20 protein-coding genes are annotated in these 15,113 nt (G+C 68.4%); 12 read left to right on the top strand and 8 right to left on the bottom strand.

Features of this window, described 5'->3' with window-relative positions; translation table 11 throughout:
- From ACT4N8_RS00330 to ACT4N8_RS00310, 5 genes are all read left to right on the top strand, one after another.
- On the top strand, positions 1–250 hold a 250-nt coding region (locus ACT4N8_RS00330), incomplete at its 5' end, for a hypothetical protein (RefSeq protein WP_444856137.1).
- A 662-nt stretch (positions 251–912) separates the two neighbouring features.
- Positions 913–2,049, top strand: a complete 1,137-nt coding sequence (locus ACT4N8_RS00325; protein WP_444856136.1) for a glycosyltransferase — start codon at positions 913–915, stop codon at positions 2,047–2,049.
- Positions 2,050–2,108: 59 nt separating this feature from the next.
- Entirely contained in the window at positions 2,109–3,515 is a 1,407-nt protein-coding gene (locus ACT4N8_RS00320) for an NAD(P)H-dependent flavin oxidoreductase (protein ID WP_444856135.1), read from the top strand.
- Between the two features lies 1 nt (position 3,516).
- Positions 3,517–4,011 carry an SH3 domain-containing protein gene (locus ACT4N8_RS00315; RefSeq protein ID WP_444856134.1) on the top strand — a complete coding sequence of 165 codons (495 nt, stop codon included), beginning with the start codon at positions 3,517–3,519 and terminating at the stop codon, positions 4,009–4,011.
- Positions 4,012–4,015: 4 nt separating this feature from the next.
- Positions 4,016–4,300 (top strand): DUF6916 family protein, encoded by a 285-nt coding sequence (locus ACT4N8_RS00310; RefSeq protein WP_444856133.1) that lies wholly within the window; start codon positions 4,016–4,018, stop codon positions 4,298–4,300.
- Here the strand turns inward: ACT4N8_RS00310 and ACT4N8_RS00305 are convergent.
- Genes ACT4N8_RS00305 through ACT4N8_RS00285 form a run of 5 tightly spaced genes read right to left on the bottom strand, consistent with a single transcriptional unit; the run spans position 4,297 to position 6,829 of the window.
- Positions 4,297–4,776: a GNAT family N-acetyltransferase gene (locus ACT4N8_RS00305; protein WP_444856132.1), complete on the bottom strand. Its 480-nt coding sequence runs from the start codon at positions 4,774–4,776 to the stop codon at positions 4,297–4,299. The genes ACT4N8_RS00310 and ACT4N8_RS00305 overlap by 4 nt on opposite strands.
- Positions 4,777–4,827: 51 nt before the next feature.
- Positions 4,828–5,253, bottom strand: a complete 426-nt coding sequence (locus ACT4N8_RS00300; protein ID WP_444856131.1) for a hypothetical protein — start codon at positions 5,251–5,253, stop codon at positions 4,828–4,830.
- A gap of 12 nt (positions 5,254–5,265) precedes the next feature.
- Positions 5,266–5,790, bottom strand: coding sequence for a phage tail protein (locus ACT4N8_RS00295; protein ID WP_444856130.1), 525 nt, complete (start codon positions 5,788–5,790; stop codon positions 5,266–5,268).
- Between the two features lie 12 nt (positions 5,791–5,802).
- The gene (locus tag ACT4N8_RS00290; protein WP_444856129.1) at positions 5,803–6,321 is read right to left on the bottom strand and encodes a phage tail protein; all 519 of its coding nucleotides are present in this window, start codon (positions 6,319–6,321) and stop codon (positions 5,803–5,805) included.
- Positions 6,322–6,331: 10 nt separating this feature from the next.
- Positions 6,332–6,829 (bottom strand): phage tail protein, encoded by a 498-nt coding sequence (locus tag ACT4N8_RS00285; protein ID WP_444856128.1) that lies wholly within the window; start codon positions 6,827–6,829, stop codon positions 6,332–6,334.
- 146 nt (positions 6,830–6,975) lie between these two features.
- Here ACT4N8_RS00285 and otsB point away from each other — a divergent pair, with 146 nt between their 5' ends.
- From otsB to otsA, 3 genes are read left to right on the top strand one after another with little or no spacing between them, the layout of a single operon-like run.
- Complete coding sequence (gene otsB / locus ACT4N8_RS00280; RefSeq protein ID WP_444856127.1) at positions 6,976–7,707, top strand: trehalose-phosphatase; 732 nt, start codon at positions 6,976–6,978, stop codon at positions 7,705–7,707.
- Complete coding sequence (locus ACT4N8_RS00275) at positions 7,704–9,485, top strand: glycoside hydrolase family 15 protein (RefSeq protein WP_444856126.1); 1,782 nt, start codon at positions 7,704–7,706, stop codon at positions 9,483–9,485. The genes otsB and ACT4N8_RS00275 overlap by 4 nt, the downstream gene beginning before the upstream one ends.
- A gap of 2 nt (positions 9,486–9,487) precedes the next feature.
- A complete protein-coding gene (gene otsA, locus ACT4N8_RS00270) occupies positions 9,488–10,903 on the top strand; it encodes an alpha,alpha-trehalose-phosphate synthase (UDP-forming) (protein ID WP_444856125.1) in 1,416 nt (471 codons plus the stop codon).
- A gap of 3 nt (positions 10,904–10,906) precedes the next feature.
- Here otsA and ACT4N8_RS00265 read toward each other — a convergent pair whose 3' ends face one another.
- Complete coding sequence (locus ACT4N8_RS00265; protein ID WP_444856124.1) at positions 10,907–11,428, bottom strand: glycine zipper 2TM domain-containing protein; 522 nt, start codon at positions 11,426–11,428, stop codon at positions 10,907–10,909.
- A gap of 242 nt (positions 11,429–11,670) precedes the next feature.
- Between ACT4N8_RS00265 and ACT4N8_RS00260 the strand changes: the two genes are divergently transcribed.
- Positions 11,671–12,327, top strand: coding sequence for a dioxygenase family protein (locus ACT4N8_RS00260; RefSeq protein ID WP_444856123.1), 657 nt, complete (start codon positions 11,671–11,673; stop codon positions 12,325–12,327).
- 53 nt (positions 12,328–12,380) lie between these two features.
- Here ACT4N8_RS00260 and ACT4N8_RS00255 read toward each other — a convergent pair whose 3' ends face one another.
- On the bottom strand, positions 12,381–12,698 hold the full coding sequence (locus ACT4N8_RS00255) for a UrcA family protein (RefSeq protein ID WP_444856122.1): 318 nt from the start codon (positions 12,696–12,698) through the stop codon (positions 12,381–12,383).
- Between the two features lie 157 nt (positions 12,699–12,855).
- Here ACT4N8_RS00255 and ACT4N8_RS00250 point away from each other — a divergent pair, with 157 nt between their 5' ends.
- Both ACT4N8_RS00250 and ACT4N8_RS00245 read left to right on the top strand, forming a co-directional pair.
- Positions 12,856–13,791 (top strand): LysR family transcriptional regulator, encoded by a 936-nt coding sequence (locus ACT4N8_RS00250; protein ID WP_444856121.1) that lies wholly within the window; start codon positions 12,856–12,858, stop codon positions 13,789–13,791.
- 101 nt (positions 13,792–13,892) lie between these two features.
- Positions 13,893–14,126 (top strand): hypothetical protein, encoded by a 234-nt coding sequence (locus tag ACT4N8_RS00245; RefSeq protein WP_444856120.1) that lies wholly within the window; start codon positions 13,893–13,895, stop codon positions 14,124–14,126.
- Between the two features lie 71 nt (positions 14,127–14,197).
- Here ACT4N8_RS00245 and ACT4N8_RS00240 read toward each other — a convergent pair whose 3' ends face one another.
- Positions 14,198–14,470: a hypothetical protein gene (locus ACT4N8_RS00240; protein WP_444856119.1), complete on the bottom strand. Its 273-nt coding sequence runs from the start codon at positions 14,468–14,470 to the stop codon at positions 14,198–14,200.
- A gap of 318 nt (positions 14,471–14,788) precedes the next feature.
- Here ACT4N8_RS00240 and sdhC point away from each other — a divergent pair.
- On the top strand, positions 14,789–15,113 hold a 325-nt coding region (gene sdhC, locus ACT4N8_RS00235), incomplete at its 3' end, for a succinate dehydrogenase, cytochrome b556 subunit (RefSeq protein WP_444856138.1).

Below are 15,113 nucleotides of genomic sequence, written 5' to 3'. Positions count from 1 at the left end.
GGGGGGGGCGGCGCGCGCGCCCCTCGCGCGCGCCGACGCCGTCGCGGCGTTCGAGGCGATCCCCTCGCTCGACAATCATGGCGAGATCAGCCGCCTGATCCTCGCCGAAGTCTCGCTGCTGACCCGCAAATATCGCTGCGTCCGCCGCCACGACGTCCCCCATATCGCGGAGCTGACCGGCCTGCTCGATCTGTTCTGGCAGGAAGTCGACGAGATCGAAGCCCAGGCCAAGGTGCCGCACGAGGTTTAGGGGGAAGGACGCCTTTCGCGAACCGGCGAGCCGGACGTCGGCTTCAGGTGGAAACGCGATATCATTCCCGCGATCCGCCGCGCCGGACAAACGCGTTTATGAAGGCTCTTGAAGCGAAGCCGACGATTGCGGCTATCGCGAGCGCTGCGCCAACAAGTCCCTAATTGAGGCTCTTGTCGCAAGGTTCATCTGGCAGGCAATCGCCCAGGGTGCTGACCAGAACGGCGAAGGCGAGAAGAGGTAATCCGACCAGGACGGACAGCGCGCACCCCCACTTACCTCCCACCGTGCCAGTGCTTTCATATCCGTAAGGTGCCTCACTCATCCCCAGAAGGTGACAGGCCCCGTGAATGTCTGCAACGGGTCGAATCCTGGCCCCGACGATTGTTGGATACAAATAGGATTTCGCCTGTCAGCCTGGGGCGATGATGCCGCGAATCGCCTTTGCCATGCCCGCTCCGCGCGCGCGGGCGCGCGGGTGTCGCGAGAGGGGTGAGACCCGGCTCTCGGCAACCCTCAACATCATCAACTTTTCTGCCTCTTGGGGACGTGAAACTTCTGAAACTTCCGTTCAGCTTCGGCGTCGTTTTGCGATCCCGCGCGCCATGAATCGCCGGCGCGCATCCGCTGGCAAGCGGCGCGCCGCCGGGTCATAAGAGCGCATGGCCGTCCGCATTCTCCATTGCCATTCGACCTTCGCGCCCGGCGGCAAGGAGATGCGCGCGGTGCGGCTGATGAACGCGTTCGGAAATCGCGCCGAGCACGTCCTGCTGAGCGCGATGCCAGGGGAGCTTGGGGCGCGCGCGGGAATCAAGAAGGGAATCAAGGCCGACTTTCCGGACGACGCGCCGTCGCTGCAGGGCAAGCCGGGCCCGCGCCGTTACTGGCGGCTGTCGCGCTACATGCGCGGCTTCGATCTCGTCCTCACCTACAATTGGGGCGCGTTCGACGCGGTGATGGCGGCGAAGATGTTCGGCGGCGCGCCGCTCATCCATCATGAGGACGGATTCAACGAGGACGAGGCCGAGGCGCTGAAGACTCGGCGCAACCTCTACCGGCGCCTCGGCCTGCCCGGCGCCCACCGGCTCGTCGTGCCGTCGGAGCGGCTGGAGCGGATCGCGCGCAACGCCTGGGGCCAGACGCCGGCGCGGATCGTGCGCATTCCGAACGGGGTGCCGGTGGCGCGCTTCGCCAGGCCGCCGGAGGAGGGGACGATCCCAGGCTTCGCGCGGCGGCCGGGCGAGATCGTGATCGGCACGGTCGCCGGCCTCAGGCGCGTCAAGAACCTGCCCCGGCTGGTGCGTGCCTTCGCGGCGATGGGCCACAAGGAGGCGCGGCTGGTGATCGTCGGCGAGGGGCCGGAGAGCGAGGGGATCGCCGCCGAGGCGCGCGCGCGCGGCGTCGCGGCGCGGGTGCTGATGCCGGGCTTCCTCGCCGAGCCGGCGCGCTGGATCGGCCATTTCGACATCTTCGCCTTATCGTCGGACAGCGAGCAGTTCCCGATCTCGCTGGTCGAGGCGATGGCGGCCGGGCTGCCGGCGGTGGCGACCGCGGTCGGCGACGTGCCGGGGATCGTCTCGGACGACAACCGGCCGCTGATCGTCGAAGCCGGGGACGAGGCGGCCTTCGCCGCGGCGCTGGACAGTCTCGCCGACCGCGACGATCTGAGGCGCGCGATCGGGGCGGCCAATCGGGAAAAAGCAGCGGCCCAATATGACGAGCGCCATATGATTGCCGCATATGCCAGGCTTTATGGCGAGGCGATCGGTCGGCCCGAGGCGTTCGCCGCCGCCGCATGATCTTTTGCGCGCGCCGCGCATTGGGCTTATAGGCTGGCCATTCGGTTTCTGGAGGCGAGATGTTCAAGGGTATCAGCCCGATCCTCTATGCGGGGCGCGAAGTGCTGCCGCTGGTCGAGGGCGGCAAGGGCGTCTCCGCCACCAACCATCTGAGCTCGGGCGCCTGGGCGGCCGCCGGCGGCATCGGCACGGTTTCGGCGGTCAACGCCGACAGCTATGATCCCGAGGGACGGATCATCCCGCAGGTCTATCACGCGCTGACCCGGCGCGAGCGGCACGAGGAGCTGATCCGCTACGCGATCGACGGCGCGGTACAGCAGGTCCAGCGGGCCTATGAGATCGCCTCGGGCCGGGGTGCGATCAACATCAACGTGCTCTGGGAAATGGGCGGCGCGCAGCGCGTCCTCCACGGCGTGCTCGAGCGAACCAGGGGGCTTGTCTCCGGCGTCACCTGCGGCGCGGGCATGCCCTACAAGCTCTCCGAGATCGCCGCCTCCTACGGCGTTTCCTACCTCCCGATCATCAGTTCGGCGCGCGCCTTCTCGGCCTTGTGGAAGCGGGCCTATCACAAGGCGGCGGAATGGCTTTCCGCGGTGGTCTATGAGGACCCCTGGCTCGCGGGCGGCCATAACGGCCTTTCCAATGCCGAGGACCCGCTGCGGCCGCAGGACCCCTATCCCCGCGTCGCCGCGCTCCGCCCGACGATGCGCGACAACGGCATCGCGGATTCGCTTCCCATCGTCATGGCCGGCGGCGTCTGGAATCTGAAGGAATGGGAGCATTGGATCGACAATGACGAGCTGGGGCAGATCGCCTTCCAGTTCGGCACGCGGCCGCTGCTCACCAAGGAGAGCCCGATCCCGGAGGCGTGGAAGCAGCGGCTGATGACGCTGGAGGAAGGCGATGTCTTGCTCCACCGCTTCTCGCCGACCGGCTTCTATTCCTCGGCGGTGCGCAATCCGTTCCTGAGGAACCTCGAGGCGCGCTCGCACCGCCAGATCGCCTTCACCAAGGAGCCGTTGGGTGACCACAAGTTCCAGCTCGACGTCGGCGTCCTGGGCAAGAAGAATTTCTGGGTGACCAAGGGCGATCTCCTCCACGCCCGCGAATGGTACGCGCAAGGCTATACGGAGGCGCTGAAGACGCCGGACGAGACGCTCGTCTTCACCACGCCCGAAGAGAAGCACATGATCCGCAAGGACCAGTCGGACTGCATGGGCTGCCTCAGCCAGTGCCAGTTCTCCTCCTGGGCGGACACTGAGAAGAACTCGACCGGCCGGCTCGCCGACCCCAGGAGCTTCTGCATCCAGAAGACGCTGCAGGAGATCGCGCATGGCGGCTCGACCGAGGAGAACCTCATGTTTGCCGGCCATTCCGCCTTCCGCTTCAAATCGGACCCCTTTTACTCGAACGGCTTCGTGCCGACCGTGAAGCAGCTCATGGAGCGCATCCAGACGGGGGACTGAGATGAAGCGGATGAGGCGCATCGCCGCTTTGCTGATCATCGTGCTGGGCACGCTGTCGCTTGGCACCGCGACCGCGCAGCCGCGGCGCGAGACGCCTTATTGGGCGTCGATCGCCTCGGGGCAGGCGATGCTTCGCCGCGGTCCGGGCCGCAACTACCCCGCCGAGTGGCTCTACGTCCGCGCCGACCTGCCGATCCGGGTGGTCGAGGTCTATCAAAGCTGGCGCAAGATCGAGGATCCGGACGGAACCACCGGCTGGATGCTGGTCAGCCTGCTCTCCGACACGCGCACCGCGATCGTGCGGGGCGACGAGCCCCGGCCGCTGCACGAGCAGCCGGATGCCGCCGCGCCGGTCGCCTATCGCGCCGAGCCCGGCGTTGTCGGCCGCATCTCGCGCTGCGGCGGCGGCTGGTGCCGCCTCGCCGTCGGCGGCCGCGCGGGCTTCATCCGCACCGACCATATCTGGGGCGTCTCGCCCGGCGAGACCCTGAGCTAAGCGCGTGGCCGAGCTGTCGATCGCCGATTTCGAGCCGCGTCTGGGCGAGGCGTTCCTCGTCGAGCTGGATCAGGACGAGGTCCGGTTGACGCTCGTCGAGTCCGAGCCGCTGCCGGGCTCGCCGCGAGAAGCGGGCGGGTTCCGGCTGGAGTTCCTGGGGCCGCTGGGCAAGGCGCTGGCGCAGGGCGTCTATCCGTTCGCGCTCGGCGGCGGCGAGCTGACCTGGATCTTCATCGTGCCGCTCGGCCCGGTCGGAGACGAGATGCGCTACGAGGCGGTGTTCTTCTAAGGCTCGGAAGCGCCCTGGTCCGAGGGCCTCGCCATGTCCCATTCCATCAAATCGTAGACGCCCTTGTCTTCCGCCAGAACGAAGCCGAGCCGCTCGTAGAGCCGGCGCGCCGGATTGTGCTTCTCGACATGGATCGACACGCCCTTGCCGGCGGCTTTGGCGGCGGCGATGATATCGGCGAGGACAGCGCCCCCGATGCCTTGGCCGCGGCTCGCCGCGACGAGCGAGATATCGACGACTCGGAATTCGCGCTTCCATTCGTCGAGGTAGAGGCGGCCGATCGGCGTGCCTCCGATCTCCAGAATCAGCCATTCCGCCGTCGGATAGTGCGCGCGGTAATGGGCATGCTGGGCGCGGTGCTGCTGGTCGAGGAAGGCGCGCTGCTGCGCCTCCGGCAAGCCCGTCGCCGCCAGCTCTTCGGCCCGGACGGAGGCGTAAAGCGCAGCCACGAAGGGCAGGTCTTCGTCATCGCGCATCGGCCGGGCAGTGACGCCAAGCCGGGCAACGGCGCGGAGCGGAGGCGGCATCTAGTTGAAGAAGGCGTGCATCCGCGAAGGCGTCGAGGCGCTGCCGCTCAGGAAGATGTTGAAGGCGGGGATCGTCGCATGGCTGATCCGGTAGATGAGGTCGCCGGGCATGAAGCCGCCCCGAACGATGTCGAAGAGCGCGACGAAGGCCTGCTGCCTGAGGGCGTCGGGCCGCGAGCCGGTCTGGGCGATCCGCTCTATGCCCGCGAGGCGCAGGGTGTAGCCGCCGGTGCTGAAAGTGCTTCCCGCCGCGGCGGCCCATTTATCCGCGTCGGCGGTCGCGAGGCGCGGCGCCGCCGAGGCGGATGCGCCGGCCCCGGCATCGAGGAGCGAGATGCCGCCGCTGCAGGCGCTCAGGGCCGAGGCGCCGGCCATCCCGGCGAGCAACGTCCTGCGGTCGATGCCGCTCACTTCGCTGTCGGTCATTGGAGCCTCTCTCTATCCGCGAGGTGGGAACACGCCCTGCATGGCGATCACGAAGTTCAAGGTCAGGTAAGGCATCATATTGTTGTGCGGCAGGCTGCCGCCCGCGGGCGCGACCGCCTGAAAGGCGAGATTGGTCGTCGCCCCGAATGGAGTCTGCTTGTAGGCTAGGCCGCCCCCGCTGCGGGCCAGCCCCTGGGTCGGCGCGGCGAGCGAAGCCGATCCCGCCAGCGCGTTCGCGTTCAGATTGTGATTGTGCACCGGCATTTCCGATTCCAGCAGGGTCACGCTTTGGCTACCGCTCTGCTCGCCGAGAAAGCGCTGCGACAGACCCGGGCCCTGGCCCGGGTGCATGGCCGTGTTCCCCTGGAGGTTCGGCAGCGCGAAGGTCGACTTGCCGTCGCCTCCATACGTGGTGCCGAGCAGGGAGAACAGAGCCGTGTTCTGCGAGATGGGCAGCAATTGCCCATTGCACTGCGCCCACCCTTTCGGAGCGAAATTGAATCCGACGACGCGGATTTCGGCGACGAATGGATCCACGCCTATGTCTCCCTAGGTTGGACTCGGAAAGATTCCGAACAGTGAAATGATGAAGTTGATGCACAGGTACGGCACCATATTGTCGTGCGGCTGGCTGCCGCCGGTCGGGCTGATGGTCTGGGCGGCCAGCGGTTGACTCGGCGCCTGGGGCCGGTAGATCAGCACCGACGATCCCGAGGCCAGCACTTCGCCGGCGGGCGAATTCTGCGTGCCGGTCGCGGTCGAGGCGAGGAAGGCGTGATTGTGGACCGGGATTTGCTGGGTGGTGAGAGTGACGCTCTCGGTGCCCCCCGCTTCGGCGAGTTGTCGCGTGATTCCGCCCGGCCCGCTGCCGGCGTGGATAGGGATGCGGCTCTGCAGGTTCGGCAAAGCGAAGGTGGACTGCCCGTCCCCCCCGTAAGTGGTGCCGATCAGCTGGAAAAGCGTTTCGTTCTCGGAGATAGCCAGTAGCTGGCCATCGCACATCATCCATCCGGCGGGCGCAAAGTTGCCCGCGAACATCCGAATTTCACCGACATAAGGCTGGGCCATTCGTTCCCCCTCAATTCTGCGACGGGAAGATGCCCTGCAGGGCAATCACGTAGTTCAGGACGAGATAGGGCGACATATTCTCGTGCGGCTGGCTGCCGCCGACGTTCGAGATCGACGTCGGCAGCAGCGAGGTCAAGGCGACCGCGCCGCCATAGCCGTTGTTGAAGGCGCCGAGCATGTTGCCGGCCGCGGTCGGAACATCGCCGTCGCTCGTCGCGGCGTTGCCGAAATGGATATGCTGCGGCATTTCCTGGATGGTCAGCGTGTGCGCGACTTCGCCGCCGGCCTGACCCTGGGTGAGGCCGCCGCCAAGATGGAACGCGGCGCGCCCGCGCAGGTCGGGAAGCGCGAAATTAACGCGCCCGTCGCCGCCGTACATCGTGCCGAGCAGCGAGAACAAGGCCTGGTTCTGGTTGATCGGCAAAAGCTGCCCGTTGCAGAGCGCCCAGCCCTTCGGCGCGAAATTGAAGGAGACGATCCTCAACTCGCCTAGAAACGGTTCCGCCATGCCACCCCTCCCCAGTGCGCCAACCTTAGGCCTAATATCAGCGATGTGAATAGGCTATTTTTATCAAGCAACGAAAGTCGCCGGGCTTCGTGGACTTTCGCAAGCGCGGTTGAGATTCGCGCGCAACCTTGCCAACGCAGCCGGCGATGGCTGAACTAGATTCGCCCCCGCCGGCGCTGCTCGACGGCGCGGCGCTCTTCCTCGATTTCGACGGCACCCTCGTGGAGCTGGCGGAAACGCCCGGTGCGGTTCGCGTGCCCTCCGCGCTCGGGCGGCTGCTCCGGCGACTGTGCGATCGGCTCGACGGACGGCTGGCGATCGTCAGCGGCCGTTCGCTCGGCGATCTCAAGCGGCATGTGCCGTTCGCCGGGATCGCCTTTTCGGGCTCGCACGGGCTCGAGCTGCAATGGGCCGACGGCAGCCATTTGCCGCTGTCGGTGCCGCTCGGCCTCGACGAAGTGCGGGAGAAGGTGATCGCATTCGCCGCCGCGTCGCGCGGGCTGCTCGTCGAGGAGAAGCCGGCAGGGATCGCGCTCCATTACCGGCTCGCGCCGGACGAGGGCGCGCATGCCGAGGCATTCATGACCGCGCTCGCGAAGGAGCGCGGCTTTTCGGTCCAGCGGGGCGCGATGGTGATCGAATTGCGGCCGGAGGGCGCGACCAAGGGCGACGCGCTTCGCGCCTTCATGTCGGAACCGGACTTTGCCGGCGCGCGTCCTGTCTTCGTGGGCGACGATCTGACCGACGAGCATGCCTTTGCCGCCGCCGCCGCGCTGGACGGAGCGGGCGTGCTCGTCGGCCCGCAGCGCGAAACCGCGGCGGCGTATCGGCTTGACTCGGTCGCGGCCGTGGCGGGCTGGCTGGACGGCTGGGCATGAGCAGCCTCGATCTCTGGCCGATCGGCAATTGCCAGGTCAGCGCGCTGGTCGACAACGCCGCGGGGTTGGTCTGGGGCTGCCAGCCTCGGGTCGATGGCGACCCTTTATTCTGCAGCCTGCTCGAGCCCCAGGGGGACGTTCGCGGCGAGTGGCGGATCGCCCTCGACGGCCAGATCTCGGCCAGGCCGCGCTACCTCAAGAACACACCGATTCTCGTCACCCGCCTCACCGACGGCGAGGGCGGGGCCGCCGATGTCTACGATTTCTGCCCGCGCTTCGACCGGTCCGGGCGAATGTACCGCCCCGTCGCCTTCCTGCGCGTCGTCCGTCCCGTCGCGGGCGCTCCGCGGGTGAAGGTCGATCTCAAACCTGCGATGGGCTGGGGGACGAGGCAGGCGGAGCGGACCAGCGGCACCAACCATATCCGCTATCTGCTGAAGCCGCAGCCGCTCCGGCTCACCACCGACGCGCCGGTGATCCATCTGCTCGAAGGGCGCGGCTTCCGGCTGGAGCGGCCGCTCCATTTCTTCCTCGGACCCGACGAACCGTTCGTTGGCGACGTCGGCCATACCCTGGCGACGATGCTCCACCAGACCGCCGACCATTGGCGCGACTGGGTGCGCGGCCTCGCCATCCCGTTCGAATGGCAGCAGGTCGTGATCCGCTCGGCGATCACGCTCAAATTGTGCCAGCTCGAGGAGACCGGCGCGATCGTCGCGGCGATGACGACCTCGATCCCCGAGCACCCCGATTCCGGGCGCAACTGGGACTATCGCTACTGCTGGATCCGCGACGCCTACTACACGGTGCAGGCACTGAACCGGCTCGGCGCGCTCGACGTGCTGGAAAACTATCTCTCCTATCTCCGCAACATCGTCGACACGGCGGCAGGCGGGATGATCCAGCCGCTCTACGCGGTCTCGGGCGAACCAAAGCTGGATGAGACGGTGGCAGAGGCACTGGCGGGCTATCGTGGCATGGGCCCGGTCCGGGTCGGCAACGCCGCCTACACCCAGGCCCAGCACGACGCCTATGGCCAGATCGTCCTTTCCAACACCCAGGCCTTTTTCGATGAACGGCTGTTCCGCAAGGCCGACGCGGAGGATTTCCGCGCGCTCGAGCGTGTCGGCGAACGCGCCTTCGCGGTGCACGACAAGCCCGATGCGGGCCTGTGGGAGTTCCGCACCCGCACCGGCGTCCACACCTACAGCGCGGTGATGAGCTGGGCGGCGTGCGACCGGCTCGCCAATATCGCCGGAGAGCTCGGCCTCGCGGGGCGCGCGAAGGTCTGGAGGCGCCGCGCCGCGAAGGTGCGCGCCACGATCGAGGACCGGGCCTGGCTGCCGAAGCAGGGGCGCTTCGCGGCGAGCTTCGGCGGCGAGGAGCTCGACGCGAGCCTGCTGCAAATGCTCGACATGCGCTTCGTCGCCGCGGACGATCCACGCTTTCTCGCCACCTTCGAGGCGCTTGAAAAGGGCCTGAGGCGCGGCGACCATATGCTGCGTTACGCCGCCGAGGACGATTTCGGGCTGCCCGAGACGGCGTTCAATTTCTGCACCTTCTGGTTCATCGAGGCCCTCCATATGGTCGGCCGCACCGAGGAGGCGCGCGCGCTCTATTCGACAATGCTGGAGCGACTGACCCCCGCCGGGCTGCTGTCCGAGGACAGCGACTTCGTTACGGGGGAGCTGTGGGGAAACTATCCGCAGACTTATTCGCTTGTCGGACTCATCAATTGCGCGGGGCTTTTGTCCCGTCCCTGGAGCAGCGTCCGCTAGACATGAGCCGTCTGATCGTCATTTCGAACCGTGTTTCCACCCCGAAGCCGCGCAGCGCCGAGGGCGCCCAAGGCGGGCTCGCCGTCGCCCTCGCCGCCGCGCTGCGCGAATATCGCGGCCTCTGGTTCGGCTGGTCGGGCGAGAAGACCGAAGAGTTCACCGGTCAGATCAACCTGCAGCGGGCCGAGGGGGTGACCACTGCGACGATCGACCTGGAGGAGCAGGACGTCGACGAATATTATAACGGCTATGCCAACCGGACGCTCTGGCCGCTCTTCCATTACAGGATCGACCTCGCCGAATTCGACCGCAGCTTCGGCGCGGGCTACGAGCGGGTCAACGAGCGCTTCGCCGAGACGGTGGCGCCGCTGATCGAGCCGGACGATCTGGTCTGGGTTCACGATTACCATCTCGTCCCGCTCGGCCAGCAATTGCGCCAGAACGGGGTCAAAAACCGGATCGGCTTCTTCCTCCACATTCCTTGGCCGCCGCACCGGTTGATGGTCTCGTTGCCCTTCCACCAGCGGCTGGTCCGCTCGATGCTCGATTACGATTTGATCGGCTTCCAGACCGAGGAATGGCTGGAGAGCTTCCATCATTATGTGGAACGCGAGCTGGGCGGCACGGTCCATCCGGACGGACGGATCGAGGTCGGAGACCGCACGGTCGAGACCGCCGCCTTCCCGATCGGCGTCGACGCCGCCGACTTCGAGCGGCTGCTGGTCGCCAGGGACGCGATCAACGCCTTCGAGACGCTGCGCCGCAGCGCCGAGGGCAAGAAGGTCGTGATCGGCGTCGACCGGCTCGATTATTCGAAGGGGATCGAGGAAAGGTTCAACGGTTATCGCCGCTTCCTCGAGGAGAATCCGGACTGGCACGGCAAGGTTTCGCTGCTGCAGATCGCGCCGCCCTCGCGCGGCGAGGTCCACACCTACGAGGCGATCCGCGACACGCTCGACGCCCTGTCGGGACGGATCAACGGCGAGTTCGCCCATGTCGACTGGGTGCCGATCCGCTACGTCAATCAGGGCTATCCGCGCGCGGGCCTGGCCGGCTTCTACCGCGCCGCCGACGTGGCGTTGGTCACGCCGCTGCGCGACGGCATGAACCTTGTCGCCAAGGAGTTCGTCGCGGCGCAGGATCCGGACGATCCGGGCGTGCTCATCCTCTCCCGCTTCGCCGGGGCCGCGCACCAGATGAAGGACGCGATCCTGATCAACCCCTATTCGAAGGACGAGGTCTCGGACGCGATCCGCGCCGCGCTCGCCATGCCGCGGCCCGAGCGGCTGCGCCGCTGGGAGGCGATGATCGACAGCGTCCGCAAGGAGGATGTGCTCGCCTGGCGCCACGATTTCGTCGCGGCGCTGGCCGGGCAGGGAGCGTCGATACCGCTGGCGGCCGAGCCGCTCCCAGCCTGACTCCTAACGGCAGCGCATGTCCCGGCTACGCTCGACCTCGCGGCCGATCAGCGCGCCGAGCACGCCCCCGACCACGGTGCCGGTCGTGCGCTCGCCGCGCGTGTCGATGCCGCGGCCGAGCAGGGCGCCGACACCGGCGCCGACGACGAGGCCGGTCGTGCCGTCGCTGCGCCGGCAATAATAGCGTCCGTCGGCACCACGATAGACTTCGTCCTGCGCGCTCAGCGGGCGCTCGTCGTAGCGCGGATCCTCGCGATAATAGCGCGAAGGCTCCCAATCGTCGCCGCTGCGCCAGCCGTAGCGATCGTCATAGTCGCGGTCCCGGTCGCGATAGCCGTAGCCGCCACCGCGGCGGCGGCGCGACGCCTCGTAACGGGCGCGCTCGCGCTCGTAGATCTGGCGCTCGGCCTCGAAGCGCTCCTGCGCCTGCTCCCACCTGGCCTCGTCGGCCCGGGTCTGCGCCGCCGCCGGCACGGCCACAACGACCGTCGAGGCAAGCGCCAATGCAATCAGGCTGGTTCTCATGGTTCTTCTCCCGTTACGCAAACACAATGATTGTGCTTTGGCATGGCGGCATAACGAAGGGAAGCGCACGATCGATCCGCCGGGCGCGGCGGTGGAGCGTCCGGGCGGTTCGGGGCGGATTGACTCCGCCCTACCGCGCGCGCAGCTTCCGCTCCGTCGCGGGCCGCGTATTCCCTGGGGGCGGGAGGAGGCCGGCGGCGGGGCGCCTCCACCATCGGGAATTCTTGAGGGGGAGAATGCTCATGCCGATCAGCTATCGTCCGCACGCCGGGCTCCGGCTCAATCGCCGACTTTTCGTCGCCGGCGGGCTCGCCACGCTTGGCGCCGCCGCCGCGCCGGCGCTGGGGCAGGGGAGGCCGCCCACGGCGGAATCGCCGATGGGTCCCTTCTACCCGGTCGTCCGCCCGGCCGACTCGGACTACGACCTGACCCAATTGCCGTGGCGCGCCGAGCGGGCGGCCGGCACCGTGATCGAGGTCAGCGGGCGGGTCTTCGACATGCGCGGCAATCCGGTGCCGGGCGCGCGGATCGAATTGTGGCAGGCCAATGCGGCGGGGCGCTACGACCATCCGAGCGACGTCAGCACCGCCCCGCTCGACCCCAACTTCCAGGGCTTCGCCGAGATCGTCGCCGACCGGACGGGCGACTGGCGGATCGTGACGATCAAGCCCGGCGGCTACGATTCGCCGATCGGCCACCGCCCGCCGCACATCCATTTCGCGATCACTGGCAATGCTCACCGCAACGTCGCCCAGCTCTATTTCCCGGAGGAAGCGGAAGGGAATGCCCGCGACGCGCTCTACCGCGCGCTCGGGGAGGGGGCGGCGAGTTCGCTCGCGACCCGCGATGCGGCCGATCCCGGCAAATATCGCTGGGACGTCGTGATGATGGAGGGCTAGGGCGCGCCGGCCGAACGGCTCCCGCCGGACCAAGGCCCGGCGGGAGAGGGGGCTCAGCGGCTGCCGGCGGCGGAGTCGGCTCGGCGCGAGGCCGAGGCGACCAGCGCCTCGCGCTGGGGCGCGGCGGCGGCGCGGATCTCGGCGACGCATTCGTCCTGCTTGATCCGGCCGCGCAGATCGGCGGACGAGGGCGTGCCGCAGGCGGCGCGGGCGGCATGGAGCACGCGCAGATCGAAGCGGGCGCGCCCCTCGGCGGTGCCGAGATCGAGATCGCCATAGGCGACCGCGATGTTGCGGGGCGCATCCTGCGCGAGGGCAGGCATGGCGGGAATACCGGCCGCGACGAGGGCGGCGAGAATGAGGGTCTTCATGGGCTGTCTCCGATTGAGTGGAATTCGGGGGCAGCCAGCGCTGGCTGAGCTCAATTAGACCAGTTGCGATTCGAAACGCAATCAACGATATTGCGCGGTCGTTCTGCAAAAGTGCAGAATAGCGGACGGGCGCGGCCGGGCGCCGGGAGAGCAGGCCATGGCGGCACCGCCGCTCGACTGGAACGATCTTCGCTATCTGCTCGCGGTCGCGCGCGAGGGCAGCACGCTCGCCGCGGCGCGCACGCTCCGGGTCAGCCAGACCACCGTCGCGCGGCGGCTGGCCGCGCTCGAGGCGGCGCTCGGCCTCGTGCTCTTCGAGCGGCGCCAGGCCGGCTATGCGCTGACCCCGGCGGGTGAGGCGCTGCTGCCGCAGGCGGAGGCGGTCGCGGCGCATGCCGACCAGTTCGCCGAGGCGGCCGCCGCCCAGTCGCGCGACGTCAGCGGCACGGTGCGGCTGACCACGGTCGATATTTACGGCGTCACCGTGCTTCAGCCGCTGCTCCGCGACCTCCATGACGCCCAGCCCGGCGTGCGCATCGAGCTCGACATGGCCGAGGCGGTGCGCGACCTCGGCGCCGGCGAGGCCGATATCGCGCTGCGCGCCGACTGGACCGACCGCAGCCTCGCCGGCGGGCTGGTCGGCCGGCGCGTCGCCTTCGATCCCTGGACGCTCTATTGCAGCCGCGCCTATGCCGCCCGCCACAGCCGGCCGCGCACCTCGGCCGAGCTGCGCCGCCACCCCTTCATTGGCGGCGGCGGCGACGGCGTCTGGCCGCCCTATCGCGCCTGGCTGCAGGCGCACGGGCTCGAGGAGGCCGTGGTGATGCAGCATAGCTCGGCCGCCGGTCTGCTCGCCGCGATCCGCGCCGGCGTCGGGTTGGCGATCCTGCCGAGCTTCGTCGGCGACCGCGAGCCCGATCTCGTCCGCGTGCTGCCGCCGCCGCCCGGCAAGGGCTACGATCTGTGGCTGCTCACCCACGAGCGGCTCCGCCACGTGCCCCGGGTGCGCGCGGTGATGGACTTTCTCGGCGGCGCGCTCGCCCGGCTCGCCCAGGAGACGCCCGAGGACGATCCCGGCGTCTGGGCGGCCTGAGGCGTTTCGCGAACGTTTCGGCTCTGTATTCAATAGTTTAGCGGAACCACTCGTCGTCCCGCCTTGTTCTGTCGGGGAGCGGGGACGAGAGGAGTCAGACGATGAACAACCCGAACAACAACGACCGCCAGCAGCAGCAAGGCGGCGGCCAGGACCCGAACCGGCAGCAGCAGCAGGGCGGTCAGGACCAGGATCGCCAGCAGCAGCAGGGCGGCCAGGACCAGGATCGCAAGCAGCAGCAGCAGGGCGGCCAGGATCAGGATCGCGACCGCCAGCAGGGCGGCCAGATCGATCAGGGCCAGCAGGGCGGCGACCAGCAGGGCGGCCAGCGCTAGCGCGCGCGGCCGACGACAGGAACGGGGCCGTCCGGGCGATCGGGCGGCCTCTTTCGTCGGCGCGGCGGGGGTCAGGCCTCGACGGGGTCGGCGCGGCTGCGGCGCGGGCGGCGGAGCGCGGGACGGTTCGCGGCGGGGGCGCCGTTCGGCGCGGGCGGGACGATCTCGGGCGGGGCGTCGATGTGGACCACCTTGACGCCGCCGCGCCAGAGCTCGACCGGCACCTTACGCCCCCCGTTCTGGACGAGGCAGATCGCTTCGATATCGTCCGAGGCGGACACTTGCTCGACCCCGTCGATATGGCCGCTGAACGGGTTGAGCAGATAGAGACGGTAATCGGGCAACGGGACTTCCCTGCGGTTCGACGGGAGCGCACGGGCAGGTCTCTCAGTCGCCGCCATGTCGAGGGGGTGGCCGGCGATGGACGTTCCATAGCATGTTCATGACGCGAACGGGATGATTTGCATCAGGTTTTTCCGGCGAATTTGATGCGGGCGCGCGGCCGGCGCGAAGGTGGCGAAGGTCACGCTATGCCCGCCGCGAGCGGGAGGCCCACCCTTCGGGTACCCCCCGCCCTTGCAACCTCGGCCCCCAGGCGTAAAAGCACCCCAGCCGCGTAGAGGGGAGCGCTTCGCTTGACACACCGCAATCCGTCCCGGCCGATGTCGCCGCACCTCACCATCTGGCGCTGGGGGCCGCACATGCTGGTCTCGATCCTGCACCGGGTCACCGGCACCGGCCTCGCCATCCTCGGCCTAGGCCTGCTGACCTGGTGGCTGGTCGCCGCGGCGAGCGGCGGCGCGGCCTACGAGAGCTTCGCCGCCTGGGCGACCTGGCAATGGTCGCTGATAATCTGGGTCGGGCTGACCTGGGCCTTCTGGCAGCACACGCTCTCGGGCCTCCGCCATTTCGTGATGGACGTCGGCGCGGGCTACGAGCTTCGCACCAACAAATTCTGGGCGGTGATGACGATGCTCGGCGCGCTCG

The sequence above is a fragment of the Sphingosinicella sp. genome (assembly GCF_052387495.1).
Lineage (GTDB): Bacteria > Pseudomonadota > Alphaproteobacteria > Sphingomonadales > Sphingomonadaceae > Allosphingosinicella.
Note: the sequence above shows the minus strand (reverse complement) of the source record. Positions and strands in the feature narration are given on the sequence as shown.